This is a genomic window from Ruegeria sp. J8 (assembly GCF_056531925.1).
This window is the reverse complement of sequence record NZ_JBQFMR010000004.1, coordinates 264,397-288,715: the sequence shown is the minus strand read 5'-3', so window position 1 is coordinate 288,715 and position 24,319 is coordinate 264,397. Positions and strand designations below refer to the sequence as shown.

Genomic DNA, 24,319 nt, shown 5'->3' with positions numbered 1-24,319 from the left:
GGGCGATGTCCGCACCTTCTTCTTGTTCCAAATACGGCCGCCGGAGGCTCCTGACCCCGCTCACACGCGCTTGGGTGGCCTTGCTGGCGCTGAGCGTTGCGTCGGCCCTGCTGATCTTGTTGCCCATCCCCAGATCGGCACTGGCCGCGGCGATCCTGTTGCTGGCGCTGATCAAATCGCGCCTCATCCTGGCCCGCTATCTTGACCTTGCTCACAGCCCCGCGTGGTTGCGCGGCTTCAGCTTTGGTCTGATCTGCTTTGCAGCGGTGGTGTTTGGCCTCTACCTGATTTGAAAAACCGCCACCCCAAGGGGCGACGGCCTTTCAAGCGGGGGGCCGCTTTGGTTATTGAGCTGCCATCGGCATCCGCGCGATCTGGCAACGCTGCCAAAGGATCGACAGAGCATTCACCAGATGGTCGATATCAGCCTCGTCATGCACGGGCGAGGGCGTGATCCGCAGACGCTCGGTTCCTTTGGGGACGGTGGGGTAGTTGATCGGCTGTATATAGATGCCGAACTCCTCCAGCAGTGTGTCCGAGATGAATTTGCACTTCACAGGATCGCCCACCATGACCGGGATGATATGGCTGGGGTTGGGCAGATGTGGAATGCCTTGGGCATCTAGCCGCGCGCGCACCTGCGCCACGCGGGCTTTTTGCAGGTCGCGCTCTACGTTCGACTGTTTCAGATGTCGGATCGAGGCCGCAGCGCCTGCCGCAACAGAAGGTGGCAGCGCTGTGGTAAAGATGAACCCGCTGGCAAAGCTGCGCACGAAATCACAAAGCGCAGCTGAGGCCGCGATATAGCCGCCCACCACGCCAAACGCCTTGCCCAGCGTGCCCTCGATCACGGTCAGGCGATCCATCAGCCCTTCGCGTTCGGCAATCCCGCCGCCGCGGGGGCCATACAGGCCGACAGCGTGAACCTCGTCCAAATAGGTCATCGCGCCGTATTTATCGGCCAGATCGCAAATCTCAGCGATGGGCGCGATATCGCCATCCATGGAATAGACCGATTCAAAGGCGATCATCTTGGGCGCGTCGGGGTCGGCTGCGGCCAGCTTGGCCTCAAGATCTGCAAGGTCGTTATGGGCCCAGATCACCTTCTGTGCCCGTGAGTGGCGGATGCCTTCGATCATCGAGGCATGGTTCAGCGCATCAGAGAAAACGATCAGGTCTGGAATTTTTGCCGCCAGCGTCCCCAACGCCGCCCAGTTCGACACATAGCCCGAGGTGAACAGCAGCGCGGCCTCTTTGCCATGCAAGTCGGCCAGTTCAGCCTCAAGCAGCACGTGGTCATGGGTGGTGCCCGAAATATTGCGCGTGCCGCCCGCACCTGCGCCGCAGCGATCCAGCGCGTCATGCATGGCGGCAATGACAGCGGGGTGCTGACCCATGCCCAGATAGTCGTTGGAACACCAGATGCGCACATCTCGTTCTGCGGTGCCATCGGTTTGCCTTGCATTGGGAAAAAACCCGCAGCGTCGTTGCAGGTCTATGAATACACGATAGTTTCCTTCGTCCCGAAGGGCATTAAGGCGCTGGGTAAAAAATCGCTCGTAGTCCATTTCGTGCTCCCCCGGATTGCTGGCGTTGCACCAAGGGTAAGCCAGGCGTGCAGCTTTCGACATGACTATTGTCAAGTTGACTCGGCATCAAAAGATTGATGCGAACGCTGCGGGTTTGACATAACTTAAAGACAGTCTGCCCGGACGGTGGTTTTTCGGCGGCTTAAAAGACACCGGGAGAGTATTCTTGCCTCATGAAGCACAAAAAGCGATCGCACGTCAGTCGATTTTGCTGCGCAGTTTGCCGGATCAGCACGTCGAGACGCTGTTGAGCCATGCGATATGGCGGCAATATGATCGTGGCGAGACAATTTTCCTTCAGGAAGAAACTGCGAAGGCTGTTCACGTTGTACTGGCGGGGTGGATTAAACTGTTTCGCATTACACCGACCGGCGCAGAAGCTGTCGTCAGTGTTTTCAAGCGCGGCGACAGTTTTGGCGAGGCTGTGGCCCTGCGAAACGTACCGTATCCGGTATCAGCCGAAGCGGTATCGGCTTGCGAATTGATGCATATCCCCAGCCCGATCCTGATCTCGTTGATGAAAGAGGACCCCGAAATAGGAATATCAATCCTGGCGTCCACGTTTACCCATTTGCATTCGTTGGTCGCTCAACTAGAGCAGCTCAAGGCGCAAACGGGCGCTCAGCGGGTCGCCGAGTTTTTGTTGAACCTTTGCGACAGCGACGAAGGTCGTTGCGACGTGTCGCTACCTTACGACAAGATGCTTATTGCCGGTCGTTTGGGAATGAAACCCGAAAGCCTAAGCCGAGCGTTTTCCAGGCTCAAAACAGTTGGTGTGAATATCAATCGAAACCATGCCGAGATTTCGGATATCGACGCGCTCCGTAGCTATGTTGAAGATGAATCTCCTAGTGGGAAATCGTGGTAGCTAAGGTGCACTCAATCGTCCGCTGAGGTGGCGTATTTGAGGCATTTCATAATTCATTTCAGCGAGTTGTCAGTTTCATACTGGGATTCTTCCGTGTGCTTTAGTTAGGTTGGCAAAGTTGACTAGGTTGCTCAAGTTGACAAAATGGTCAATTGATACCATATTGGCAGAGCGTAGCAGTGTCCGTTGAAGTCTAGTGCGGACTGATCGCTTCTCACGCTTTCACAAAAACGGTTTCCGATATGACCCGAAAAACAAACATGAAAACAGGAACTTCCGCCGCGATGCCCGGTGGGGTTGAGGTGTCATCGTTCGATATGAATGCAAGTGATGCCGATCTCGGGGCCGCTTTGAGGACCATGTTGTCCAACCTGGGCGAAGAGGAGGTTGTGGCCTTTGTTCATAGTTCCGAGCCGAGCATTCCGCAGACAGGCAACCCTAGTACGCAAAAGGCCTTCTATGGCGTGGAGCATGCCGTCAGTAACGTTGAGTATGTTCAGGGAAGTGTCAGGATTCATACCGATATCCCCGCCGCAAAGACGCTTACGGCAGGTGTCAAGAAGGGTTCGAAGGGTAAACACGCCCGAGGCGGTCGGCGCGAAAAATCATATACTTTGGCAAAGTTTGTCGAAGTTTCAAAGTCGACAGGTTCCGTGGTCAATAGCCCGCTTGAGAAGGCACTGCGCGCCGCTGAACGACGCGGCGTTGCCGCGAGCAAAGCTGTGCTTGCTGGTGATGAGATGCTGACCACACCTCAATTGGCAGATCTCATTGGTGTTACACGCCAAGCAATCGACAAGCGCCGCAAATCGGGACAGCTTCTTGCTTTGCGCGGGGGGCCGAAGACGCTCAAATATCCCGAGTGGCAAATCTTGCCGACCGGAGAAACAATTGAGGGACTAAGCGAGGTCATTGATCGTTTGGACGGTGACGCCTGGACGGCCTATCGGATGCTGACCGAAACTTTTCCGGATGCGCAAGGAGAGCCCGTCTACGAAAAACTTCGCCGTGGAGAAGCCTCAAAAGTTCTGGCGCATATAGATGGTGTACTTGGCGGTAGCACAACTTAATGCCAGACAGTCTGTTTCCTGATGAATTCCTGCCGACCGAGGCATTCCACGCGCGCGATCTCAATCTTGTTGACCTTGACCAGGCGCCGCATTTTCGCGCGTTTCAGACACGATATCCAAACCCGTTGGGGTTTCGCCCCGCTCCAAGCCGTTTCTCAGATCCCAGGATTGGTAGCGGCACTGCCGATACGTACGCGACTGTTTATTTCGGGACGAGTGTCGAAACTTGCGTTTTAGAAGCCATCATACGCGACAGCGGGCTGGGCGCCGGCAAGGAAGGTATCCCCATCTCTCGAAAGTATCTGCAAGGATGGTCGATAGTTCAAATCGCCACCACAGAACCTTTGAAACTTTTGGACCTCCGTGGGTCAGGCACCCTGTCTTATCGGATCCCGACAGATGCGGTCCGGGCACAGTCTCATGAATTGGGACAGATTTGGTCACTGGCCATTCATGAACATAAAGATCAGCCCGACGGGATCATTTTTTCATCCCGCCTGAATGAACAGTCTAATGTGGCAGTATTTGAACGTGGGATGACCAAAGTCCGATCAGTCCGCAGCGAACCCCTGTTCTCTTACGGTGCTGAACTGGCGGAAATTCTCGACAAGTACCAAGTTGCTTTGATCAACCCATAACAAGATGCCTGCGCGCAACATTAAAGGTGGAAACGATGCAGCACAGGATGTTGCGGACGCCCACTGGGCGGGACCAATATGGTCAGAGGACCCGCGCAAGAAAGGCCTTGGTGCGTTCTTCTTGCGGCGCAGCAAAAAGTACCTCGGGCGGGCCTTGTTCCAGAATACGACCTGCATCCAGAAAGCAGACCTTGTCAGCCAGTTCTCGAGCAAAACCCATCTCATGGGTTGCCAGCACCATGGTCATGCCCTGCTGTCGCAGATCGCGCAGCACATCCAGCACCTCGCCCACAAGTTCGGGATCAAGCGCGCTTGTTATCTCGTCAAAGAGCATGATCTGGGGCTCCATCGCCAACGCTCGGATGATCGCCACCCGTTGCTGTTGGCCACCTGAAAGCTGATCTGGATAGTGCCCCATCCGTTCGCCCAACCCGAAGCGGGCAAAAAGCTGCGTTACCCTTGGAAGCAGGTCTTGCCGGCTCAAACCACGTACACGACGCGGGGCCAGCATCACGTTCTCGGCTGCGGTCATGTGGGGAAAGAGGTTGTAGCTTTGAAATACAATGCCGATTTGCTGGCGCACAGGCTGTGGGTCCAGCCCCGGCTCGGATATGTCCGCGCCGTCCAGCCAAATCGCGCCATCGTCAATCGGTTCCAGCAGGTTCATGCAGCGCAAGAGCGTCGACTTGCCAGACCCGGACGCCCCGATCAGACAGACCATCTCGCCCTCGGCCACGTCCAGATCAATGCCTTTGCAGACTTCGTGATCGCCAAACCGTTTGCGTACCCCTCGCAAGGATAGTTTCGTCGTCATGTGCGCGCCCGGTTCTGCTTGTTCATCAGATAATCTGCATATCGTGTGGCAGGGATGGTCAGGGCTAGGAAGATGAGCGCGGCACCGACATAGGGCGTAAAATTCGCGTAAAGCGACTTGTAGACCCCGGCCTGACGAAAAATCTCGACCGGACCGATGAAAGACAAAAGCGCCACGTCCTTCTGCAAGGCAATGAAGAGGTTCATATTGGCAGGAACAACGTTGCGGATAGCCTGCGGCAAGACCACAAAACGCATGGTGTCCTGATCGCTCAGACCCAAGGAGGCTGCGGCGGATCGTTGTGACTGATGGATCGAGTCGATGCCGGAACGGATAACTTCAGCCACATAAGCCGAGTAGACCAGCACCAGCGCCAAGGTGCCCCAGATATAGGGGCTGTTCCAGGGTCTCGGTAGGCCAAGGCCGGGCACCCCGAAGCCAATGATATAGATGACGAGAACCACCGGCAGGCCACGGAAGATATCCGTATACGCAATCCCGAACAGCCGAAGCGGAAACAGCGCCGGCGCGCGAGTGTCACGACACAGCGCAATGGCAAGGCCGGTGATGGCAATAAGCGGCGCGGACCACGCAAAAATCATCACGTTCAGCAGAAAGGCCTCGAGCAGGCCCGGAAACGTCGCCGCAAAGACCCGACCGTTGAAAAAGGCGCGCTGTACAGCATCCCAGCCGGGGGCAAGCGGCACTAGCACCACAATGGCCAGCACCACGATAGCCGTTGAAGTCAACGCGATTCGGTTCGAGCGCCGCCGAATCCCGGCCTCATAGACCTCACGCCGCGTGGGCGCCGAGCCAGAGCGCTCGGTCGCCTTGTTCTGCACCGATGTTTCGCTCATTTATTCGATGACCGGAACACCCGTGGCCTCGGCCAGCCATTGGGCCTCGATGGCGGCAAGCTCGCCGCTTTCCGTTAGTTCAGATATCGCCGCGTCGACGCATTCCTTCAACGGGTTCCCTTCCTCCATCAGAAGTCCGAACTGATCGGGGTTTTCCGACTTGTCCGGCGGGAACTGACCCAAGAGCGCGCCGCCTTCCACCACCACGGCCGACAGATAAAGTGCCGTGGGCAGATCATACAGTGCGGCGTCGATCTGGCCCGCCATAATGGCGGCATTCACATCGGCATTGTCATTGTAAAGCAGCGGATCGCTGGCAGGTTGGATCAGGTCATTGAGGATCGGCAGCGCAGTCGTGGTGGCCACGGCACCCCATTTCAAACCCTTGAGGCTGTCCAATGTTGCTTGGGCGCCGTTGTCGACCACATTTTGAGTTGTCAGAACCGCCATGGCCGAGGCGTAGTATGGCAGGCTGAAATCGACCATTTCCTCGCGCTCGGCGGTGATCGAGTATTGCTGCATGTTGAAGTCAAAGTTCTTCGCGCCAGGTTGAATCGCCTCATCGAAGCTGGTGCGGACCCAGGTGACATCATCCGAGCTGAAACCCATTTTATCAGCGATGGCATAAGCAACAGCCGCTTCGAACCCCTGACCGCTTTCGGGCGCGTCATCCATCACCCAAGGATAATAGGCCGGGTTCCCAGTGGCGATGGTCAGCGTTCCTTCCACAAGTGTTTTGTCCATGGCACAGGCACCACCGCCTGCGGCATACGCCACCGTCGCAGAGACCATCAAAGCCAAAGCTGTGCTGGAAAGCAGTTTCATCAAATGTCTCCCTGTTTTCTGTTTGGCTACAGGTTCCTACAGGTAAAAGGCTTTGTCTAGTGCAGCGGCCGTCAAGACATTTGCAGCGCGAACGCAACAGATGAAGCGCTGCGCAGGGATGCCCGAAGAACGCCTGAGGCTTGTAACATGATGAGTTGCCAAGGCGTTTTCAGAAAACGGCCTCATAGGTGAGTATTTAGTCCACAAAACTGGTGCAAATGCAGCGGGTGCTTGCATATTGGACGACGACACCCCAGCTTTTTGCTCTACGTTCTGGCCGGTGCCGGAGTTAGCATCGGCACGGGGATCAAAAGGATCTGGAGATGACACAAAGCGAAAACCTTCGGCGCAACGGGCCGCTGTCGGGCGTCCGGGTGGTGGATCTGACGGCTGTGGTCTCGGGCCCGATGAGCACGATGATCCTTGCGGATCAGGGCGCAGATGTCATCAAGATCGAGCGCGCCGAAGGCGATTTTACCCGCCATGTGGCCACGCGGCGGGGTGGGCATTCGGCCTCATACCTCAATAACAACCGCAACAAGCGCTCGGTAGTGGCGGATCTGAAGAACCCTGACGATATCGAGATGATCAAGTCTCTGGTCAAAACCGCAGATGTGTTCATCCAGAATTTCCGCCCCGGTGTCGTGGATCGTTTGGGCCTGAGCTATGAGGTGTTAAGCGCTCTGAATCCGCGTCTGGTCTATATGTCGATTTCGGGCTTCGGGTTCGACGGTCCCTTGGCGAATAAACCGGTATATGACCCGCTGATTCAGGCTTTGTCGGCCTTGACCACGGTACAGGCCGGTTCGGACGAGGAACGCCCGCGTCTGGTGCGCACCATTCTGCCCGACAAGTTGACGGCGGTGCAAGCGAGCCAGGCGGTCACCGCTGCGTTGTTCGCACGCGAACGCACGGGGCAGGGGCAGAAAGTGACCCTGTCGATGCTGGACACGGTGACAGCTTTCCTTTGGGCCTCGGATATGAACGGCCACACATTTGTTGGCGATGAGATGGAGAAAGAGGAAAGCCAGTCTTTCCACGACCTGATCTACAAGGTGAAGGGTGGGTATCTCAGCATCTCGGTCATGCTCAACAAGCATTGGGAGGCGCTGGCCCACGCCACGGGTCGCCTCGATGTTCTGGAAGATGAACGGTTCAAGACCCCCGAATTGCGCGACATCAACCGCCATGCCCGGCTGGAGCTGACCCAGACTATCGTGCAGGAAATCGACCGTGACACCCTGTTGGCCGAACTGGAAAAGGCCGGGGTGCCCTGTGCACCTGTTCTGACCCGGCAAGAGATGCGCCAACATCCACAATTGCACGCCAACGGGATGATCGTGGAATATGACCATCCCGCGGCGGGCCGATTGCGTCAAACCCGCCCTGCCGCCGTATTTCACGGCACGCCCGCAACCGATCTGCGCCCGGCGCCAGAGCTGGGCGAACATACAGACGCAGTGCGCGCGGAGGCGCAGTCAGGAGACGCCTCATGATCGACTTTTACTATTCTCCTACTCCGAATGGTTGGAAAGTGGCGATCATGCTGGGCGAAACGGGGTTGGAGCATCGCACCGTCCTAATGAATCTGCGCGCCGGAGACCAGTTCACGCCTGCCTTCCGCGCCATCAGCCCCAACGCGAAAATGCCCGCAATTGTCGATCACGACGCGCCTGATGGGCCGCAAACCGTATTCGAGAGCGGCGCAATTCTGCTCTATCTGGCTGAGCGGACGGGACAGTTCGGGCCGCAAACCCCGGCCGAACGGATAGCCTTTAACGAGTGGTTGTTCTGGCAGGCCGCCAACCAAGGCCCGATGGGTGGGCAGCTGAGTCACTTCGTGAATTACAGCCCCGAAGATCAGCCCTATGCCCATAAACGCTACAAAGGCGAATTCGAGCGCGCGCTGGCGGTGATGGAAACCTGGCTGGAGGGTCGGGATTATATGCTGGATCGCTATTCCATCGTGGACATGATGTGTTTCCCTTGGGCCTTTATTGCGAAACCCTTGGGGGTTTCACTGGACGGATTCCCCAATGTGGCCGCTTGGCGTCAGCGTATCAAAGCGCGCCCGGCGGTGATCGACGCGATCAACCTGCACAAGGACGCTCAGTTCTCGGGCAAGGCCACGGCCAAGCAACACGCCACCCTGTTCAACCAGTCCGCTGCACATCTGATGACCGAACCCACGAAGCCAACCTAGAAATTGGTGGTCAAAAAGCCTGGGCAGAAGAGTTCAGCCAAATGGTCAGGGGTTTAGATCGTCGATGGAAGTGGCCCCGATCTGAGCCATTGTGATGCTGAATTCATCGCTCAAGACGTCCCAGAGCTGATGCAGCCCAGCCTCGCCAGCGGCGGCGATTGCGTATTGCATGACCCGGCCGAAGAACACAAAATTGGCGCCGGAAATCATAGCCTTGACTGCGTCTTCACCCGAGCGTAGCCCGCTGTCGTAAAACAGCGGAAATTCCGGCCCAACGGCATCTCGTATCAGGCGCAAGGCGTCAAAGGCGGCTGGGGCGCTGTCCAACTGTCGTGCGCCGTGGCTGGACACCTGAACCGCATCGGCTCCGGCGGATTTTGCCGCCAGCGTGTCTTCGGGGTGTAAAATACCCTTCAGCACCAAGTTTCCGTCCCATTGGTCACGCAGGCGGGCCAGCGTTTCCCACGTGGCTTTGGCCCGGCTTTCGGTACGGTCGAACTCGTAACCTTCCATCAGGAAATTGGCCATCTGAGGCTTTCCCGACCGCAATGTGGCCAAGGACCAGCGAGGATGCATCGCAAAGTCCAGAAACTGCTGTGGACCGATGCGGAAGGGCATCTTGAACCCGTGGCGCAGTTCGCGCGGTCGGCGACCCACTTCGGGGACATCGACGGTCAGCACAAGGGTCTTGTACCCGGCTGATTTTGCGCGATCGACCAGCTTGAACGTTCCCGCGCCGTCTCCGCTAAAATAAAGCTGAAACCAGGCGTGCCCTTCGGCAATCTCGATCAGCTTCTCCATAGGGGTCGAGGCGACGGTCGATACACCCAGAGGTATGGCATAACGCGCCGCCAACCGTGCCAGCATCAGATCGGCACCGGGCGCGGACAGGTTGCACATGCCCATCGGTGCAATGCCAAAGGGGCGCTGCGCGGGCTTGCCAAAAAGTCGCGTTTCCAACGTCCGCTCGCTGACATCTCGCAATACCCGTGGACACAGGGTCATGGCGTCCAGTGCCGCGCGATTGCGTATCGCACCTTGTCCGGTACCGGCTGCGCCATCTATGTAGTCGAACACCATCCACGGAAGACGCCGCCGCGCCAGACGACGGGCATCTTCGGCACTGTGGATGGTGGCTAGCATCAGGCCATCACGGCTTTCATAAAGCGGTCGCGGATGACGACTGGGTCCATCGTGATCGGCGGCATCTTGGCGTTTCCGCTTTCGCATTTACACACGATGATGGTCATCTGTTTGGCATCCAGCGCCTCTTGCAGCACCCGGCCGGTGTCTTCGGCCTGACACTCGATCACGCGCTCGCAGCCTGCCGCCTCGGCCATTTTCGTCAGCGAGGTTTTCTGTCCCGCGTAGGTCGGTTGATCGCCGGTCGAGCCGTAAGAGCCGTTGTCGACGATTAGCAGGATGTAATTGTCGGCTACGTTGTTGGCGATGGTCGGCAAAGTGCCCAGATTGGTCAGGACCGAGCCATCACCGTCGATGACTATCACCGGTTTGGGCTGCGACAACGCCAGGCCCAGGCCGATGCTTGAGGCCAGACCCATTGTCCCCAGCATGTAGAAATTGCTGGGTTGATCGTCGATGGCGTGCAATTCCTGACTGGGAATACCGATATTGCAGACCACAAGCTGATCACGCAGGATCGGAGCGATTTCTTTCAAAACGTCAGAACGGATCATTGGTCGCCGTAGCCTCCCCAGAAATTGGCGTCGGTCAGAATGGCGACCGGTTTGTTGCACATGAAGGTGTATTTCAGGATCGCATCCAGTTCCTCGACATCCGCCTGATTGTGAAAGTGATAGGTCGGGATATTCAACTGTGCCAGCAGCGCCTTGGTGTGCACGGCCATTTCCACCTGACAGGCGATGGGTTCGCGCAGCTCGCCCCGGTACGAGATCAGCATGGGCAAGGGCATCCGGTAGTACTGGATTAGCGTGGCCAGCGTATTGATCGTTACCCCGATCGCGGTGTTCTGCATGATGATCGCAGGACGCTTGCCACCCATCCATGCGCCCGCGCACAGGCCCATGCCCTCATCTTCCTTGTTAGAAGGGATGTGGTAGATGCTGTCATGGGCGTCAATCTCGGCAATAACTCCGGCCAGTTGCTTGCACGGAACGGTGGTGACGAACGAGATATCGTTGGCCACCAGGTCATCCGTGATCTTCTTATCTATGTTCATATCTTGTGTGTCCGTCCTGTATTGGGCGCTTTGCCAGCGCGATGAGCTGTTTAGGTTCGGCGATGCACATGCACTGCACAGCCTGCATGGCGCACGACACGTGACGCCGTTGAGCCAAGGAAATAGTCGCTAAGCCCCGGTTTGTGCGATCCGATGACAATGCAGTCAAAGCTGTGTTCATTGGCGAAATCAATGATGGTACGCGCGGTGTGGCCTTTGATGATTTCCGGCCTCACGCCCTCGAGCCCCGAGACCTTGTCGCGCAGCAAATTCAGCGCGGCGCGAAAGCCTTCATCTACCACATCCTTGTCCAGATACGCACTGACCGAACCCTGCGGCATCTCATAGACATGCAAGGCCACGATCTCGCAGTCATCGGCGGCCAATGCGCGGGCCACCTGCAGTGTGTGGGGTGAAATGTCGTGATCCAGCGCCATGGGCACAAGAATTTTCTGATACATGAATGCCTCCGTTTCTGCCGGGCCTAATCCCACGGCGTGAGGATGATCTTGGGCACGGCCACCGATCCGTTGCGCAACTGACGGAACGCATCGGCACCTTCGGACAGGGGCCGCATTTCGATCCAGTCCAGTGCGCCCAGCCTGCCATCAAAAATGGCACTTGCGGTTTGGCGGAAATCCTCGACCGTATAGGTATAGGTGCCGATAAATGTGATTTCCTGCAAGGTCATACGGCGTATGTCCAACCCGTCGCCCCCGTCGCCCAGGCCGACATGAGCGATCACACCCCCCGGTTCGACTAGGGCCGAGGCAGCCTGGCGCGTCGCTGCGAAGCCTACCGCGTCGATGACCAGTGGGAACGTCTCGGTTGTTTCAGCTCGCAGGTTGAAGGGGCAAATACTCGCCACATAGGTGCGTCTGGCGTCGTTGGGTTCCGTGATGGTGACATCGCTGACACCCATTGCCTTCAGCGCCAGCGCTGCGGCCAACCCGATGGCGCCACCGCCGATGACCAAGGCGCGCCGATCCATCGCGGGATGCAGCGCCTCCAGCCCTAGCCGGGCCGTGTGCCAGCTTACTGCCAGCGGTTCGGCCAATGCTGCTTTGGCCAGCGGCACGTCGTCAGGCACCGTCACCAGATTGCGGTCCGGCATGGCGACGTATTGCGCAAAGGCCCCTTCGCGGGGCGGCATCGAGATGATCTGGCGGTTGGGGCAGATATTGACCCGGCCCGATTGGCAGGCCGTGCAGGTGCCGCAGTGGACCAGAGGGTTGATAGTCACCCTGTCCCCATCGCGTGGGCCGCCCACGATTACCCCGGCAGCTTCGTGCCCAAGGATCAGCGGCGCAGGACGTCGCGCATCGTGCCCCAGATAGGCGTGCATGTCCGAGCCGCAGATCCCCGCCGCCTCGACCCGGATCAGATGTTCGGCATCCTGCGGCGCCGCGTCGGGCATATCCCGATAGGCCACATGTTCCACGCCTTCATACACCAGTGCTTTCATTTTGCGGTGAACCCCCCGTCAACCATCAGGACCTGCCCTGTGACATAGTCCGAGGCCTTTGAGCATAAGAAAAGGATCGGCCCGTTGATATCCTCCATCCGTCCGTTGCGCCCGATACAGGTCTGGGCGGCGTTGCGCTCGGCCCGTTTGGCGTCGTCGAACACGGCTTGTGTCAATTCGGTCGGAAAAAACCCCGGCCCGATGGCGTTGGCGGTGATACCGTGGGGCGACCAGGCCTCGGCCATGGCGCGGGTCAACTGGCCGATCCCGGCCTTGGTCGCGCCATACGCGATACCGCCGGGAAAGGCGCGGGTGGTTTGCAGGGATGCAAACGTGACGATGCGGCCCCAGCCCTTGTCTTTCATGGCAGGCACCAGCGCTTGGCTCAGGAAAAACGGTGCACTCAGATTCAGGGCCAGCGTTGCATCCCAACCCTGGCCGGTCACGTCATCTGCCGCTTCGCGGGTGTTGATTCCAGCGGCGTGAATCAGAATATCCGGCGGTCCGAAAGGGTTCGAGATATCTTGCGCCACCGCTTCGATCTGGTCCCTATCCGCGATGTCGGCGGCGACCATGGCCGCGCTGTTACCAATCTCGGCGACCAGCCCGGCCAAAGCATCGTGTCGACGGGCTACAGCCACGACCCTTGCTCCGGCGGCTGCCAGAACCTTGGCCGCTTGCCGCCCAAGGCCGGAACTGGCGCCGGTGACACACGCAACCCGACCGGTCAGGTCAAAAAGCGCGCGCGGGTCATCCATCTGCGGACAGGTCGAACTGTTCATCGGGGAAGTATTTCGCCAGCCGAACATCGGCAGCGCGGGCGTGGCCTTCCATGCCTTCCAGTCTTGAAATCCGCGCAGTCGCAATGGCGATGGGCTTCGACCCTTCGCGGGTCGCCCGCTGCCATGTGACGATCTTCATATATTTGTGAACGCTCAGCCCGCCGGTATAGCTGGCCGCGCCGGAAGTCGGCAGGACGTGATTGGTGCCGGTGGCCTTGTCGCCATAGGACACTGTCGTTTCCTCACCCAAAAACAGCGAGCCGTAGCAAGTCAGCCGATCCAGCCACCACTCCAGATCCTCGGCCTGTACGGTCAGGTGTTCGGGCGCGTAAGAGTCGGAACAGGCGGCCATTTCCTCTCGGTCGCCGCACAGGATCACCTCGGCATAGTCGCGCCACGCGGCCGAGGCATTCTCGCGGTTCAACTCGGGTAGGTCTTCGATCAGGGCGGGCACCAGCTCCATCACCTTTTCCGCCAAAGCCCGGTCATCCGTCACCAGCCAAACGGGTGAGTTGTAGCCGTGCTCGGCCTGACTGACCAAATCGGTTGCCACCACATGCGCGTCGGCGCTGCTGTCGGCAAGGATCAGACTGTCTGTCGGCCCTGCGATCATGTCGATGCCGACCTTGCCATAGAGGATGCGCTTGGCCTCGGCTACGAACTGATTGCCCGGGCCCACAAGGATATTCGCGCGCGGCAGGCCGAACAGGCCATAGGTCATCGCGGCCACGCCCTGTACCCCGCCCATGGCCAAGATGCTATCGGCACCGCAGATATGGGCGGCATAGACAATGGCTGGGGCCACACCTTCACCGGGACGCGGGGGCGAACAAGCAGTGATATGACGACATCCAGCCACCTTGGCTGTGGTCACGGTCATGATTGCGCTGGCGATGTGGCTGTAGCGCCCGCCGGGGACGTAGCAGCCTGCCGCGTCCACCGGGATCGCCTTTTGGCCTGCGGTCACGCCTGGTACGATCTCAACCTCGACGTCCGACACGGTCGCTTTCTGGGCCTCGGCAAATCGGCGCACGTTGTCATGGGCGAAGCGGATGTCGGCCTTCAGCTTCTCGGGCACCAATGCAATGGCGGCGTCAATCTCGGCCGGTGTCATCAGCACATTGCCTTCGAACTTGTCGAACTTGGCGGCGTATTCCAGCGCCTTGGCATCACCACCCGCCTCGATTTCGGCAAGGATCGTCTTGACCGTGTCGTGCACTTCGGACGCATGAGATTGCGCCGTCAATGTCGCCTTTTTCAGATAGTCACGGGGCATGGTCAGCAGGTCCTATTGGTAGATGGCAGGAAGCAATGTCGTCGACACCGCCGGTACATAGGCGATCAGGATTACCACGATCAGCATGGTCAAAACAAAGGGCACGGCGCGCGCCGCGATTTTTAGAATTGATTCTCCGGTTATCCCGGAAACAACGAACAGGTTCAGACCCAACGGCGGGGTGATAAAGCCCACGCCCAATGCGGTGATCATCATGATGCAGAACTGAATCTCGTTCATCCCGATATTGTCTGCCAGAGGTTTCAGGATCGGGGCGAGGATCACGATATTCGGCGTCGTCTCCATCACGCAGCCTGCCGCGATGAGGATACCGATCATCAGCAGGATCAGCAGATAGGGGTCATCGGTCAGCGAGGTGACGGCCGTCACGAACCCCTGCGGTACGCCCATGATCGCCAGTGCCTCGGCCAGTGGAGCTGAGAAGGCGATGATCGGCAGGATCACCCCGTTCACCTTGGCGGAACTGACCAGCATCGACGGGAAATCAGCCAACGTCAGCGTCCGCAGGATGAAGCCCATGATTATGGTGACGACGACAGCGGTCGCACCGGCCTCGGTGGGCGTCAGGCGGCCCGAGAAGATGCCGTAGAAGATGATCCCCGGCACAATGAACGCGTACCAGCCGGATTTCAGCGCCTTGCCCAGATTGGCCAGCCATTCACCCATGGTCATCATGCCGCCGCCCTCATAGGCGTAGATGCGGTTCATGATGATGTTGGTTACAAGGATCGAGACAAGAATGGCCAATCCGGGGATGAGGGCGGCCAGAAACAGGGTCGAGGCCGAAATACCCAGCACAAGACCGATGATGATATAGGCGATCGAGGGCGGGATCAGGATGCCGGTACAGGCCCCAGCCGCGACCAGCGCACAGGCATAGGGGCGGGGATAACCGCTTTCGACCAGCCGATTGATCGTCATTCGGCCCACCGCAGCAGCGCCCGCCGCGTCCGAGCCCGAGATCGCCGCGAACATGCCGCAGACCAGAACAGTGGCCGAGCCAAAACCACCCTTGGCGAAGCAAGTCAACGCCTCGGCCACGTCCAGAAACTTTCGCGACAACCCCGTGCGTACCAGCACGTCCCCGGTTAGGATGAACAGCGGTACGGCGGTCAGAGCAAAGGCGTCGATGCCAGTGAACAGACTTTCGCCCACAAGGCTCAACGGCAGGTCGCCGGACATGACCAGCATCACGATGGCGGCAGTGCCGATGGCCGCCCAGACGGGCACAGCCAAGGCAATCAGACCAACGAACAGGATCACAGGTAGGTAGAAATCCCACCCAAGTTCAACGGTTTGATTAAGAGAACCCCAAAGCATTACGTGTCCCCTCAGTCAAACAGCTTGTCGCCTTCAAAGACGGGCGTGCCGTCCCTCAGGCATTTAATGTCGCGCATCAGCGACTGGATCAGCCGCCAGATCATCAACCCAAAACCGGTAGGTACGGCCATCAGGAACCACACCTTCGATACCCGCAGCCCGTCCGTCACCGACCCGAACTTGGCCGAAACATGCACCGCCTCATACGACCAGTAGAGCGCGATGACCGCCACGCCGAACATAACCAGATCGCCAAAGATATACAGCAGCGCCTTGGGACGCGGCCCGAGGTAGTGCATGATCACGTCGATGCGGATATGGGCGCGTTCCTTTACGGCTGCTGCTGCTCCGATCCAGGCAAGGTAGATGAAAGAATAGCGGACGATCTCTTCGCCCCAGATCGACGAGAAAGCGAAAATCTCACGCCGAAGAACCTCGATGGCCATGGTGATGACCAGCATCACGTAGAACACCAGCAGCAGCCAGCGCTCGGCGTTGCGGTCTATGTTTTGAAGTAGGGTCATCTGTTCCCTCGGCAAAAGAGCAACCGGGCCATAGCCTTCTGTGGCGGGCCTGCTTCAGGTCCGGCCGCTTTGGAAGATCGCGGGCTCACTCGCTGCGCCCGCCGCCTGTCTGTTAAGCGTCGTGGACGTAGTATTTGCCCTGCGTGCCAGCGGCCTCGACCAGCTTTTCGAACGCGTCCATCGACCCGGCAAGCTCGGTCTTAAACGGATCCCATTCGGCGTTTTGATAGCCGCCGACACTTTCCCATTCGGCCAGTTGATCGGAACTGAGCGAGTGGAACTCGACCCCCGCCTTGTTCAGCTCGGCCATGGCGTAGGCGCGGGCCGAGGGCACTTTGGCCAGGTTCTGATGCGCGGTCATTTCGGCACCCCACATGATGCCCTCCTGTACGTCAGGCGGCATCGAGTTGAACCACTCCAGATTACAGGAATAGACCTGACTGTCCGGCACCGCCTGCGTGAAGGTCACATGGCTGAGGATATCCTTGAAGCCGAACACGAACAGTGCGCCCACTGACGGGTCCAGCGCATCCGCCACGCCTTGCTTGATGGCCGAGGGGGTCTCACCCCAGGCAACCGGCGTCGGGTTTGCGCCCGCCATACGGTAATATTGCTGCAGCATCTTCGAGCCCGGAACGCGGAACTTCACACCGCTCATGTCACCCGGCGTGATGATCGCATTGCCACCCTGACGCACCGCAACCACGCGCGGGTCGATCACAACGTAGAACAGAGCCTTGAAGCCGGCGGCCTCGACCTTGGGATGCACCTCGTTCTTCCAAGTATCCGAGGTCACGAGGTTGGTGAATTTCTGGTTCGAGCCGCACAGATAAGGCATGTTGATCAGGTCTACGGTCGAGGCAAACGGTGCAAAGTTCGACAGCGAGTGCTGGGCGGCCTGAATTGTACCACCCTGAACCTTCTGCACCAGCGATCCGCCCGCTCCCAACTGCCCGCCGGGGGCCAGTTTCACATAGACCTTGCCGTTTGTAGCGTTCTGGATGTTTTCCTTCAGGTCCAGTTGCATGATTGGATAGCTGCGCGATGCGCCCAGCACATAGGCCGTGGCGATGGTCATCACGTGGTCGGCTGCCTTTTCGCGCTCGCTTTCCTCCTTGGCAGTCTGAGCCGCAGCTTCGGTCGACCACAACACCCCACCGGCCCCGGCGACCAAGGCTGCCGTGAATGCGCCCGTGGCACTGAGTTTCAGGAAATTGCGGCGCTCGGCCGACGCCAGTTCCAGTTTATCCTTGTTCATTGTTTGCCCTCCCAAGCAAAAAAGTCAGCCGTCGCGTTCTGCGTTGCGATCAGCCTCCTTTTTCAGAATTGCGACAACGAACAGGATCGACGCCGCGAACAGAACCAACATCTCTCCGACGTCGCCGAGAAATGCGCCACCCGCAAAAGCGCCCATTGCGACGTTCGCAAAGTAGATCACGAAGACGATAACGGATGCGGTCAGGAACATGTCTTGGGCTTTCTCGAGATTCGGTTCAACATCATTTGTAAGCGCTTACATGTAAATTGCAAGCGCTTACATAATTGCTTTCCTACGGCGGCCGTTGCGTCTAGACTTATTGGCAAAGACAAATGGCAGGATTGGGAATGTCAAAACTTCGAACGGCACCGACACTGGACGATGTCGCCAAAATGGCCGGAGTTTCGACCGCAACCGTTTCGCGCTGTCTCAATACCCCCGACCGGGTGGTCAAGGCGACGCGCGAACGGGTGCAATCGGCCGTTGATGCGCTGGGTTACATGCCTAACTTTGCGGCAAGGGTCATGGCAGCGAAGCGCAGCCTGACCGTCGGGGCCATCATTCCGACGATGGAGAACGCGATTTTTGCGCGGGGTCTGCAGGCCTTTCAGGAAGAGCTGCACACACATGGCTATACACTGCTGGTCTCAAGCTCGGCCTACAAACCCGAAATTGAAGAGGAGCAGATCCGCACCCTTATCGCGCGGGGGGCGGATGCGTTGTTGTTGATCGGGCATGATCGTGCGCCGCAGATTTACACAGAGCTGGAGCGACGCAAAATCCCGGCCCTGATTGCGTGGTCTTTTCTGCCGGACGCACAATTGCCGTCGGTTGGATTTGACAACCGCGCCGCCATGGCCGAACTGGCCGACCGGGTGATCGGTCTGGGTCACAGGCGGATTGGCGTGATTTCGGGCATTCGGTCCGGCAATGACCGGGCGCGACTTCGGATCGAAGGAATAGAACAGGCGGCAACCCGGCATGGTATTTCACATTCGGACCTGACGATCATTGAAACATCTTATGAAATCGAAAATGGCGCCGCGGCGTTCGATAGGTTGATGTCGCAGAGCGTTCGGCCCACCGCAGTACTATGTGGAAACGATGTTCTGGCTGTTGGTGCCCTGCATCGGGCCCGGGAAATGGGTTTGAACGTGCCGCGCGATGTGTCCATCACCGGGTTCGATGACATTGAACTGGCCCGCATCGTCTCACCGGCTTTGACGACCGTTCACGTCCCGCATCGGGAGATGGGGCGCAGGGCGGCTATGGAACTGGTTTCGAAGTTGGAACAACAGTCGGACGGAACCGGATCAAGGCTGGATACGCATATTGTCGAACGTCAGTCGTTGGGCCCACCGGCGAAAGGCTAGGCTGCCTCGCCTTCCATCGTCCGGAAGTCGTTCTTTAGCCAGCCATGGCTTCCCGCCATCGGCTCGGTAAAGTGTTGGCGGATCAGTTGAGTCATGACCTTCTGGATCAGTTTCGAAGTTGTTTCAGGGTACACTTCCGTCGTGAACAGTGAGACCGTCCGCACAAAGTTCCGACCCGGAAACGGAAGCGCTTTTACGCTGTCATGGAACCGTTGAGCCCGGTGAAAACATGCGGCCGTCGTGATTGCCCAGCCGCTGCCTTCGGCGACCAGCCCGATGATTGAATGATTACACTCCATCTCGAACCGGTTGGGCAGGTTGTATTTGCTGCGGGTTAGCTGAATCTCGATCTGCTTGCCGATCATGTAGTCCCGAGAATAGCGCAGCAGGGGCAATTCCGCGTCCGGCTTCAGCAGGTTTTCGGGCGCACCCTGATAGGACATTGGTAAAATCACGATGAATGGATCGCGCATCAGAGGGTATTCGATCAGCCCCTCGGTCCGTTCCGACGGCCGCGTGGCCACCCCGGCGTCCAATTTGTGTTCCTGAAGGTTAGCGAGAATCTCGTGACTGGGGCGAGTGTAGTGGCGAAAACTGCAACGAGGTAGCGCCTGCGCCAGAAAGCGGAACAAATCCGGCGCGATCTGATTGTCGAAATCGTCAATCAGAGCTAGGCGCAGATCGGTTGCGTGTTTCCAGTTACCGGATCGAATTTCGGCTTCACCCCGTTTCAGCACGGTCAGTCCGTCGCGCACATAGCGGGCAAAGACCTCACCAGCTGGGGTCAGGCCCATTGGTCGCCGACCATGGTCGACCAGCTCAACCCCCAGTGCGGCTTCAAGGCTGCGCAGGTGGTTGGAGACAGTGCTGATCGACAAGCCGGTCTCGGACGCAGCCTGTTGGATCGACCCCGACTTGGCGACCAGACGGAACACTTCCAACCAGCGCAGGCTTAGAGCTTTGGACACGTGTAATACCCGTTGTTTCGATTTCCTCGAAACAAAGCCAAGCAAAGTTTTCGACCCACGGCAACGGGAAATTCGCCAGAGAGGATGAAATCAGGCCTTCACCCGGTCAAACCCCGGATCGTATGGGGATGGCGGAATGATCGTGGCGCGCACGATCTGTCCGCAGGAATCCAGATCGATCTCGGTTCCGACCTCGGCTAGCGCTGGGTTCACAAACGCATGTGCGAGGTTCAGGCCAACCCGATGCCCCCATGCGCCCGAAGTGACAGTGCCGACGACCTGACCGTCTTGTATCAGTGACGCGCCCGGATGCGCAGGCCGGTCAGTAGCCTGAAGCTGCAAGGCGACTAATTTTTTGCGCGGGCCGTTAGATTGTTGTTTCAGCAGTGCATCACGGCCGATGAAGTCGCTTTTGTCCAGTTTCACAAAGCGCTCCAGACCGGTTTCAAAAGGATCGAACTCTGTGATCAGATCGGCCTTCCAATGCAGAAAGCTTTTCTCCATCCGCATGGATTCAACCGCGCGGGCGCCAAACAGGTTCAGCCCGTGCGCTTCACCCGCCTGCCGTAGCGCCAGATAGGCTGCATAGAGCGAAGCGTTAGGGACGTGAATTTCATAGGCCAGTTCACCGGAAAAGCTAACCGCCATCACGGTGGCCGGGGCGAACCCGACATAACATTCGCGCAGGCTGAGCCACGGGAAGGCCTGCGCTGACCAGTCGCCCCGCGCGCAGGTCGACAGAACATCGCGCGACTTAGGGCCTGCAAGGATCAGAATAGTCTGGTCATTGGTCAGGCTTCGCAGCTGCACGTCTTCATCGGCCCGGATATGGCGGGTCAGCCAATCCATGTCATGGAACTCACTGGCCGCTGCTGACCCGTACCAGACCCTCTCGGGCCCGCGGTCACTGGCGGGCAGGTTGGCAACTGTGGCCTCGGCCTTGATCATGCCATGGTGGTTCAGAAGATAGCCCAAACCGACCCGGCCAGTCTTCCGCGTGACAGTGCCGCATAGCATCCGATCCAGGAAATTGTGCCGGTCAGCGCCGGTGATCTCAATTCGGTTGAAACCGTTAACCTCGGCCAGCCCGACGCCGGCCTGCACGCTGGCAACCTCGGCGGCGACCAGATCAAAGGTTTCGTCAAAATCGAAACTGAGGGCGTGGGTGAATTCAGGAGATGGCTTGATATAGTCCACCCTTTCCCATCCGTTGATCACCGTGAACTCAGCCCCTTCGGCCGCTAGCACCGGTGTCAATGGCGTCGTCTTCGCCGGTCGTCCGGCGGGGCGGTGTTCGTGGGGGAAGTGAAAGCGAAACTCATTCTGGTAGTCTTCAATGGCTTTCAGAGCGGTCAGTTCCACATTCGCATGCCCGGTAAACCGGCGCGGATCGAGGCACCATGTGTCATAGCATGCCTCACCATGCACGATCTGCTGCGCCAACAGCCAACCGTGGCCGCCGCCTTCGCCCAGACCTGCCCGCAGGCCGATGATGCAGAATGCGTTGCGCTTGCCGGGGATCGGCCCGACCAGAGGCGCGCCGTCGATGGTATAGGTGATCGGGCCGTTGACCACGGTGTGAACCCCAGCCTCCATCAGGGCTGGCATGCGGGCAAAAGCGCCCTCCAACACATCGGTCACCCGGTCCAGATCATCGGGGCAGAGCGCATTGACGAAATTCGGGTCGATCCCGTCCATGCCCCACGTCTTGCAGTTTTGTTCATAGAACCCCAGCAACAGCCCGTTCTTTTCCTGCCGACAATAATAGTCGCTGATCGGACAGCGCAGCAGGGGCATGCGGTGCCCCGCATCACGGATGGCGGGGATCTCTTCGGTCAGAAAATACTGATGCTCCATCGAGGCGACGGGATGATGCACCCCCATCATCGCACCGACCTCATTCACGCGGTATCCGCAGGCATTGACCACAACATCGCAGTCAATGTCGCCATGTTCTGTGTGCACGGTCCACGTGTCGTCGCTGTGCTGGGTCAGGGCCGTGACCGGTGTGTTGCGATAGACCTCGGCCCCTGCTTTTCGGGCGCGACGGGCCAAGGCCTGACACAGCTGCGCCGGGTCGATATCGCCATCAAGCGGGTCCCAAAGTCCGCCGATCAGGTTTTCGGTCGAGATCAGCGGATGCCGCCGCGCGCATTCCTGCGCATCGATCACCTCAAAATGCACATCCATCCCGCGCGCCATCGAGGCAAAGTGGCGATAACCCTGCATCTGCGCCTCGGTATTGGCCAAACGGATGCCGCCATCGCCGTGGTGGTAGTTGATCGGATAGTCGGGGTCTTCGGCCAACTCCTTGTACAGCCGGATCGAGTGTGACTTAAGCCCTACCATCGTCTGGTTCATGCCAAAGTTCGTCACCTGGGCAGCCGAATGCCATGTCGTGCCTGATGTCAGCTCATTCCGTTCGACCAGAACAACGTCGGTCCATCCTTCCTGTGTCAAATGGTAAAGTGTTGAACACCCGGCGATCCCGCCGCCGATCACAACAGCTTTGGTGCGAGACTTCATCGGCAATGCTCCTTTTGGTACAAAGCCAGTTTTGCGTAAGAACGAAGCAGCGCGACAACAGAGGTGTTGTCAGTGTGGAAAAATCGAAACGGCGATTGAGGATATTGATATTCGCAGTTCGCTTTTGCGAATGGCTGTGATTGCCGATTAGGCTGGCCGAAAGATAGGCAGTAAGAGGTACGATGCCAGCAGAAAGCGGTAAGCGAAGCGGTCGAAAAGCCCGGCACGCGCAGCGCGCGGCCAGGCCGGTTATCGACCCCTGTCCACCCGGCCAGAGGGGCGGGGCGTTCAAACCTCTGTCTCCGATAGAATTGGACCAGATCTTTGAGACAGCTTTGCGTCTTCTGGAGACGCTTGGCATGGGCAATGTGCCCGACCGTCTTGCCGCGGATTTGCGTGCAGCCGGTGCCCAGCCGAGAGATCGAGAGAGGCTGGTCTTTCCACGCGCCATGGTGCAGCGGTCGATTCAGACGGCCGCCAAGACATTTACCTTTCATGGCCGCGACAAGGTGCGGTCGATCGAAGTAGGCGGTGATAGCGTGTATTTCGGCACTGGTGGCGCAGCCGTCCAGACGCTGGATTTGGAGACCGGGTTGTATCGCCCATCAACCCTGGCCGATCTGCATGACTTTACGCGTCTGCAAGACATGCTTTCCAATGTCAGCTGGTTTACGCGCTGTTGCGTGGCCACGGATGTGCCAGACATGCGCGATCTGGACATCAACACGGCCTATGCGCTGCTGCGCAACACGACTAAACCTGTGGCGACCTCTTTCACACTGGCCGAAAACGTAGCTCCTATTGTTCAAATGCTGGACATTGCGGCTGGTGGGCCAGGCGAATTTTCCAAACGGCCTTTTCTGAAGGCCCATATCAGTCCGGTGATCTCACCGCTGCGCTACGGCGAGGATGCGGTGGACGTAGTCTATGAGTGCGTCGCCCATAACATCCCGATGTCCTGTATTACAGCCGCCCAAGCGGGGGCAACGGCACCGGCAACGCTTGCAGGGTTTCTGGCCCAGTCACTGGCCGAAACATTGGCTAGTCTGGTGATGGTCAATACAATCCGTCCCGGTTTTCCGATGGTGTTCTCGAACTGGCCCTTTGTCGTAGATCTGCGCACCGGAGCGTTTGCCGGGGGCAGTGGCGAGACGGCGATTTTGAATGCTGCTTCCGCGCAAATCACCAACTGGCTAGGCTTGCCATCCGGGGTGGCGGCGTCAATGACCGACGCCAAGGCCATTGACGCGCAATACGGTGTTGAAAAAGCGATGACGTCTTTGGCCGCCGCTTTGGCGGGAGGGAACTTGATCTATGAAAGTTCGGGCATGACGGCATCCCTGCTGGGGGCCAGCTTCGAGGGTTTTGTACTGGATGATGAAATGCATTCCCACACATACAGGGCTTTACGCGGAATCGAAGTAACCGAAGAAAATCTGGGTTTCGAGGCGATATGCCAATCTGTGCTTGGGGACGGCCATTTTCTGGGCAGCGCCGAGACTTATGCAGCGATGGAGCGCGATTATTTCTATCCGTCGCTGGCCGACCGGAATGAACCCCGCACCTGGCAAGAAGAAGGCGCAACAGACGCCTGGGCTGCTGCGCGGGAAAAGGCCAAAGGCATATTGGATACCCATCATCCTGAATATCTCACACCTCAGCAAGACGCCGAAATCCGAGGGCGCTTTGATATTCTGATCTGAACCGTTCCGGCCATTCCCAAGTCTGATGTCAGCGGCTAG

At 58.4% G+C, this 24,319-nt stretch carries 25 protein-coding genes; 8 read left to right on the top strand and 17 right to left on the bottom strand.

What is annotated here, in order from left to right; genetic code table 11:
- Positions 1-5: 5 nt before the first annotated feature.
- Complete coding sequence (locus ACR0L1_RS10995) at positions 6-293, top strand: cytochrome C oxidase subunit IV family protein (protein WP_480858805.1); 288 nt, start codon at positions 6-8, stop codon at positions 291-293.
- 51 nt (positions 294-344) lie between these two features.
- Here the strand turns inward: ACR0L1_RS10995 and hemA are convergent, their stop codons facing one another.
- Positions 345-1,568: a 5-aminolevulinate synthase gene (gene hemA / locus ACR0L1_RS10990; RefSeq protein WP_480858803.1), complete on the bottom strand. Its 1,224-nt coding sequence runs from the start codon at positions 1,566-1,568 to the stop codon at positions 345-347.
- Positions 1,569-1,755: 187 nt separating this feature from the next.
- On the opposite strand from hemA, the gene ACR0L1_RS10985 reads away from it, so the two are divergent.
- The 3 genes from ACR0L1_RS10985 (at position 1,756) to ACR0L1_RS10975 (ending at position 4,165) form a co-directional block, all read left to right on the top strand.
- Complete coding sequence (locus tag ACR0L1_RS10985) at positions 1,756-2,457, top strand: Crp/Fnr family transcriptional regulator (protein ID WP_170783291.1); 702 nt, start codon at positions 1,756-1,758, stop codon at positions 2,455-2,457.
- A 242-nt stretch (positions 2,458-2,699) separates the two neighbouring features.
- Positions 2,700-3,527, top strand: a complete 828-nt coding sequence (locus ACR0L1_RS10980; RefSeq protein WP_480858801.1) for a hypothetical protein — start codon at positions 2,700-2,702, stop codon at positions 3,525-3,527.
- Positions 3,527-4,165 (top strand): RES family NAD+ phosphorylase, encoded by a 639-nt coding sequence (locus ACR0L1_RS10975; RefSeq protein ID WP_170789294.1) that lies wholly within the window; start codon positions 3,527-3,529, stop codon positions 4,163-4,165. The genes ACR0L1_RS10980 and ACR0L1_RS10975 overlap by 1 nt, the downstream gene beginning before the upstream one ends.
- A gap of 82 nt (positions 4,166-4,247) precedes the next feature.
- Here the strand turns inward: ACR0L1_RS10975 and ACR0L1_RS10970 are convergent, their stop codons facing one another.
- The 3 genes from ACR0L1_RS10970 to ACR0L1_RS10960 are packed head-to-tail and all read right to left on the bottom strand — an operon-like array spanning position 4,248 to position 6,664.
- Complete coding sequence (locus ACR0L1_RS10970) at positions 4,248-4,979, bottom strand: amino acid ABC transporter ATP-binding protein (RefSeq protein ID WP_170771905.1); 732 nt, start codon at positions 4,977-4,979, stop codon at positions 4,248-4,250.
- On the bottom strand, positions 4,976-5,836 hold the full coding sequence (locus ACR0L1_RS10965; RefSeq protein ID WP_170771907.1) for an amino acid ABC transporter permease: 861 nt from the start codon (positions 5,834-5,836) through the stop codon (positions 4,976-4,978). Before ACR0L1_RS10965 ends, ACR0L1_RS10970 begins: the two co-directional genes overlap by 4 nt.
- Positions 5,837-6,664: an ABC transporter substrate-binding protein gene (locus ACR0L1_RS10960; RefSeq protein ID WP_480503887.1), complete on the bottom strand. Its 828-nt coding sequence runs from the start codon at positions 6,662-6,664 to the stop codon at positions 5,837-5,839.
- Between the two features lie 320 nt (positions 6,665-6,984).
- Here ACR0L1_RS10960 and ACR0L1_RS10955 point away from each other — a divergent pair, with 320 nt between their 5' ends.
- Positions 6,985-8,157: a CaiB/BaiF CoA transferase family protein gene (locus ACR0L1_RS10955; RefSeq protein WP_480858797.1), complete on the top strand. Its 1,173-nt coding sequence runs from the start codon at positions 6,985-6,987 to the stop codon at positions 8,155-8,157.
- Entirely contained in the window at positions 8,154-8,864 is a 711-nt protein-coding gene (locus ACR0L1_RS10950; protein ID WP_480858795.1) for a glutathione S-transferase family protein, read from the top strand. Before ACR0L1_RS10955 ends, ACR0L1_RS10950 begins: the two co-directional genes overlap by 4 nt.
- A gap of 45 nt (positions 8,865-8,909) precedes the next feature.
- On the opposite strand, the gene ACR0L1_RS10945 is transcribed toward ACR0L1_RS10950, so the two are convergent.
- From ACR0L1_RS10945 to ACR0L1_RS10895, 11 genes are all read right to left on the bottom strand, one after another.
- Positions 8,910-10,007, bottom strand: coding sequence for an alpha-hydroxy acid oxidase (locus ACR0L1_RS10945; RefSeq protein ID WP_170789290.1), 1,098 nt, complete (start codon positions 10,005-10,007; stop codon positions 8,910-8,912).
- Positions 10,007-10,561, bottom strand: a complete 555-nt coding sequence (gene comE, locus ACR0L1_RS10940; RefSeq protein ID WP_170771917.1) for a sulfopyruvate decarboxylase subunit beta — start codon at positions 10,559-10,561, stop codon at positions 10,007-10,009. The genes ACR0L1_RS10945 and comE overlap by 1 nt, the downstream gene beginning before the upstream one ends.
- Entirely contained in the window at positions 10,558-11,064 is a 507-nt protein-coding gene (gene comD, locus ACR0L1_RS10935; RefSeq protein WP_170771920.1) for a sulfopyruvate decarboxylase subunit alpha, read from the bottom strand. The genes comE and comD overlap by 4 nt, the downstream gene beginning before the upstream one ends.
- A gap of 50 nt (positions 11,065-11,114) precedes the next feature.
- Positions 11,115-11,525, bottom strand: a complete 411-nt coding sequence (locus tag ACR0L1_RS10930) for a universal stress protein (RefSeq protein ID WP_170771922.1) — start codon at positions 11,523-11,525, stop codon at positions 11,115-11,117.
- Positions 11,526-11,548: 23 nt separating this feature from the next.
- Positions 11,549-12,529 (bottom strand): alcohol dehydrogenase catalytic domain-containing protein, encoded by a 981-nt coding sequence (locus ACR0L1_RS10925; RefSeq protein ID WP_480858792.1) that lies wholly within the window; start codon positions 12,527-12,529, stop codon positions 11,549-11,551.
- Positions 12,526-13,287, bottom strand: coding sequence for an SDR family NAD(P)-dependent oxidoreductase (locus tag ACR0L1_RS10920; protein WP_480858985.1), 762 nt, complete (start codon positions 13,285-13,287; stop codon positions 12,526-12,528). Before ACR0L1_RS10920 ends, ACR0L1_RS10925 begins: the two co-directional genes overlap by 4 nt.
- The gene (hisD, locus tag ACR0L1_RS10915) at positions 13,280-14,587 is read right to left on the bottom strand and encodes a histidinol dehydrogenase (RefSeq protein ID WP_480503882.1); all 1,308 of its coding nucleotides are present in this window, start codon (positions 14,585-14,587) and stop codon (positions 13,280-13,282) included. The genes ACR0L1_RS10920 and hisD overlap by 8 nt, the downstream gene beginning before the upstream one ends.
- A gap of 12 nt (positions 14,588-14,599) precedes the next feature.
- A complete protein-coding gene (locus tag ACR0L1_RS10910; protein ID WP_170771930.1) occupies positions 14,600-15,928 on the bottom strand; it encodes a TRAP transporter large permease in 1,329 nt (442 codons plus the stop codon).
- An 11-nt stretch (positions 15,929-15,939) separates the two neighbouring features.
- Positions 15,940-16,452, bottom strand: a complete 513-nt coding sequence (locus tag ACR0L1_RS10905; protein ID WP_170771932.1) for a TRAP transporter small permease — start codon at positions 16,450-16,452, stop codon at positions 15,940-15,942.
- A 112-nt stretch (positions 16,453-16,564) separates the two neighbouring features.
- Positions 16,565-17,710, bottom strand: a complete 1,146-nt coding sequence (locus tag ACR0L1_RS10900; protein WP_170356149.1) for a TRAP transporter substrate-binding protein — start codon at positions 17,708-17,710, stop codon at positions 16,565-16,567.
- Positions 17,711-17,734: 24 nt separating this feature from the next.
- A complete protein-coding gene (locus tag ACR0L1_RS10895; protein WP_480503879.1) occupies positions 17,735-17,920 on the bottom strand; it encodes a hypothetical protein in 186 nt (61 codons plus the stop codon).
- 137 nt (positions 17,921-18,057) lie between these two features.
- Between ACR0L1_RS10895 and ACR0L1_RS10890 the strand changes: the two genes are divergently transcribed.
- On the top strand, positions 18,058-19,083 hold the full coding sequence (locus tag ACR0L1_RS10890) for a LacI family DNA-binding transcriptional regulator (RefSeq protein ID WP_480858788.1): 1,026 nt from the start codon (positions 18,058-18,060) through the stop codon (positions 19,081-19,083).
- Here the strand turns inward: ACR0L1_RS10890 and ACR0L1_RS10885 are convergent.
- Positions 19,080-20,051, bottom strand: a complete 972-nt coding sequence (locus ACR0L1_RS10885) for a LysR family transcriptional regulator (protein WP_170771940.1) — start codon at positions 20,049-20,051, stop codon at positions 19,080-19,082. The genes ACR0L1_RS10890 and ACR0L1_RS10885 overlap by 4 nt on opposite strands.
- Positions 20,052-20,141: 90 nt before the next feature.
- Positions 20,142-22,577, bottom strand: a complete 2,436-nt coding sequence (locus tag ACR0L1_RS10880) for a GcvT family protein (protein ID WP_480858785.1) — start codon at positions 22,575-22,577, stop codon at positions 20,142-20,144.
- Positions 22,578-22,759: 182 nt separating this feature from the next.
- On the opposite strand from ACR0L1_RS10880, the gene ACR0L1_RS10875 reads away from it, so the two are divergent.
- Positions 22,760-24,280, top strand: a complete 1,521-nt coding sequence (locus ACR0L1_RS10875; RefSeq protein ID WP_170771944.1) for a trimethylamine methyltransferase family protein — start codon at positions 22,760-22,762, stop codon at positions 24,278-24,280.
- The last annotated feature ends 39 nt before the right edge of the window (positions 24,281-24,319 follow it).

Bases quoted from the DNA above. Each gene is read 5' to 3' on its own strand.
- hemA (WP_480858803.1), bottom strand. From the start codon at position 1,568: ATGGACTACGAGCGATTTTTTACCCAGCGCCTTAATGCCCTTCGGGAC.
- ACR0L1_RS10910 (WP_170771930.1), bottom strand. From the start codon at position 15,928: ATGCTTTGGGGTTCTCTTAATCAAACCGTTGAACTTGGGTGGGATTTC.
- ACR0L1_RS10945 (WP_170789290.1), bottom strand. From the start codon at position 10,007: ATGCTAGCCACCATCCACAGTGCCGAAGATGCCCGTCGTCTGGCGCGG.
- ACR0L1_RS10875 (WP_170771944.1), top strand. From the start codon at position 22,760: ATGCCAGCAGAAAGCGGTAAGCGAAGCGGTCGAAAAGCCCGGCACGCG.
- ACR0L1_RS10925 (WP_480858792.1), bottom strand. From the start codon at position 12,529: ATGAAAGCACTGGTGTATGAAGGCGTGGAACATGTGGCCTATCGGGAT.
- ACR0L1_RS10905 (WP_170771932.1), bottom strand. From the start codon at position 16,452: ATGACCCTACTTCAAAACATAGACCGCAACGCCGAGCGCTGGCTGCTG.
- ACR0L1_RS10920 (WP_480858985.1), bottom strand. From the start codon at position 13,287: ATGGATGACCCGCGCGCGCTTTTTGACCTGACCGGTCGGGTTGCGTGT.
- ACR0L1_RS10950 (WP_480858795.1), top strand. From the start codon at position 8,154: ATGATCGACTTTTACTATTCTCCTACTCCGAATGGTTGGAAAGTGGCG.
- ACR0L1_RS10975 (WP_170789294.1), top strand. From the start codon at position 3,527: ATGCCAGACAGTCTGTTTCCTGATGAATTCCTGCCGACCGAGGCATTC.
- comE (WP_170771917.1), bottom strand. From the start codon at position 10,561: ATGATCCGTTCTGACGTTTTGAAAGAAATCGCTCCGATCCTGCGTGAT.
- ACR0L1_RS10955 (WP_480858797.1), top strand. From the start codon at position 6,985: ATGACACAAAGCGAAAACCTTCGGCGCAACGGGCCGCTGTCGGGCGTC.
- ACR0L1_RS10980 (WP_480858801.1), top strand. From the start codon at position 2,700: ATGACCCGAAAAACAAACATGAAAACAGGAACTTCCGCCGCGATGCCC.
- ACR0L1_RS10930 (WP_170771922.1), bottom strand. From the start codon at position 11,525: ATGTATCAGAAAATTCTTGTGCCCATGGCGCTGGATCACGACATTTCA.
- ACR0L1_RS10965 (WP_170771907.1), bottom strand. From the start codon at position 5,836: ATGAGCGAAACATCGGTGCAGAACAAGGCGACCGAGCGCTCTGGCTCG.
- hisD (WP_480503882.1), bottom strand. From the start codon at position 14,587: ATGCCCCGTGACTATCTGAAAAAGGCGACATTGACGGCGCAATCTCAT.
- ACR0L1_RS10895 (WP_480503879.1), bottom strand. From the start codon at position 17,920: ATGTTCCTGACCGCATCCGTTATCGTCTTCGTGATCTACTTTGCGAAC.
- ACR0L1_RS10970 (WP_170771905.1), bottom strand. From the start codon at position 4,979: ATGACGACGAAACTATCCTTGCGAGGGGTACGCAAACGGTTTGGCGAT.
- ACR0L1_RS10890 (WP_480858788.1), top strand. From the start codon at position 18,058: ATGTCAAAACTTCGAACGGCACCGACACTGGACGATGTCGCCAAAATG.
- ACR0L1_RS10995 (WP_480858805.1), top strand. From the start codon at position 6: ATGTCCGCACCTTCTTCTTGTTCCAAATACGGCCGCCGGAGGCTCCTG.
- comD (WP_170771920.1), bottom strand. From the start codon at position 11,064: ATGAACATAGATAAGAAGATCACGGATGACCTGGTGGCCAACGATATC.
- ACR0L1_RS10880 (WP_480858785.1), bottom strand. From the start codon at position 22,577: ATGAAGTCTCGCACCAAAGCTGTTGTGATCGGCGGCGGGATCGCCGGG.
- ACR0L1_RS10900 (WP_170356149.1), bottom strand. From the start codon at position 17,710: ATGAACAAGGATAAACTGGAACTGGCGTCGGCCGAGCGCCGCAATTTC.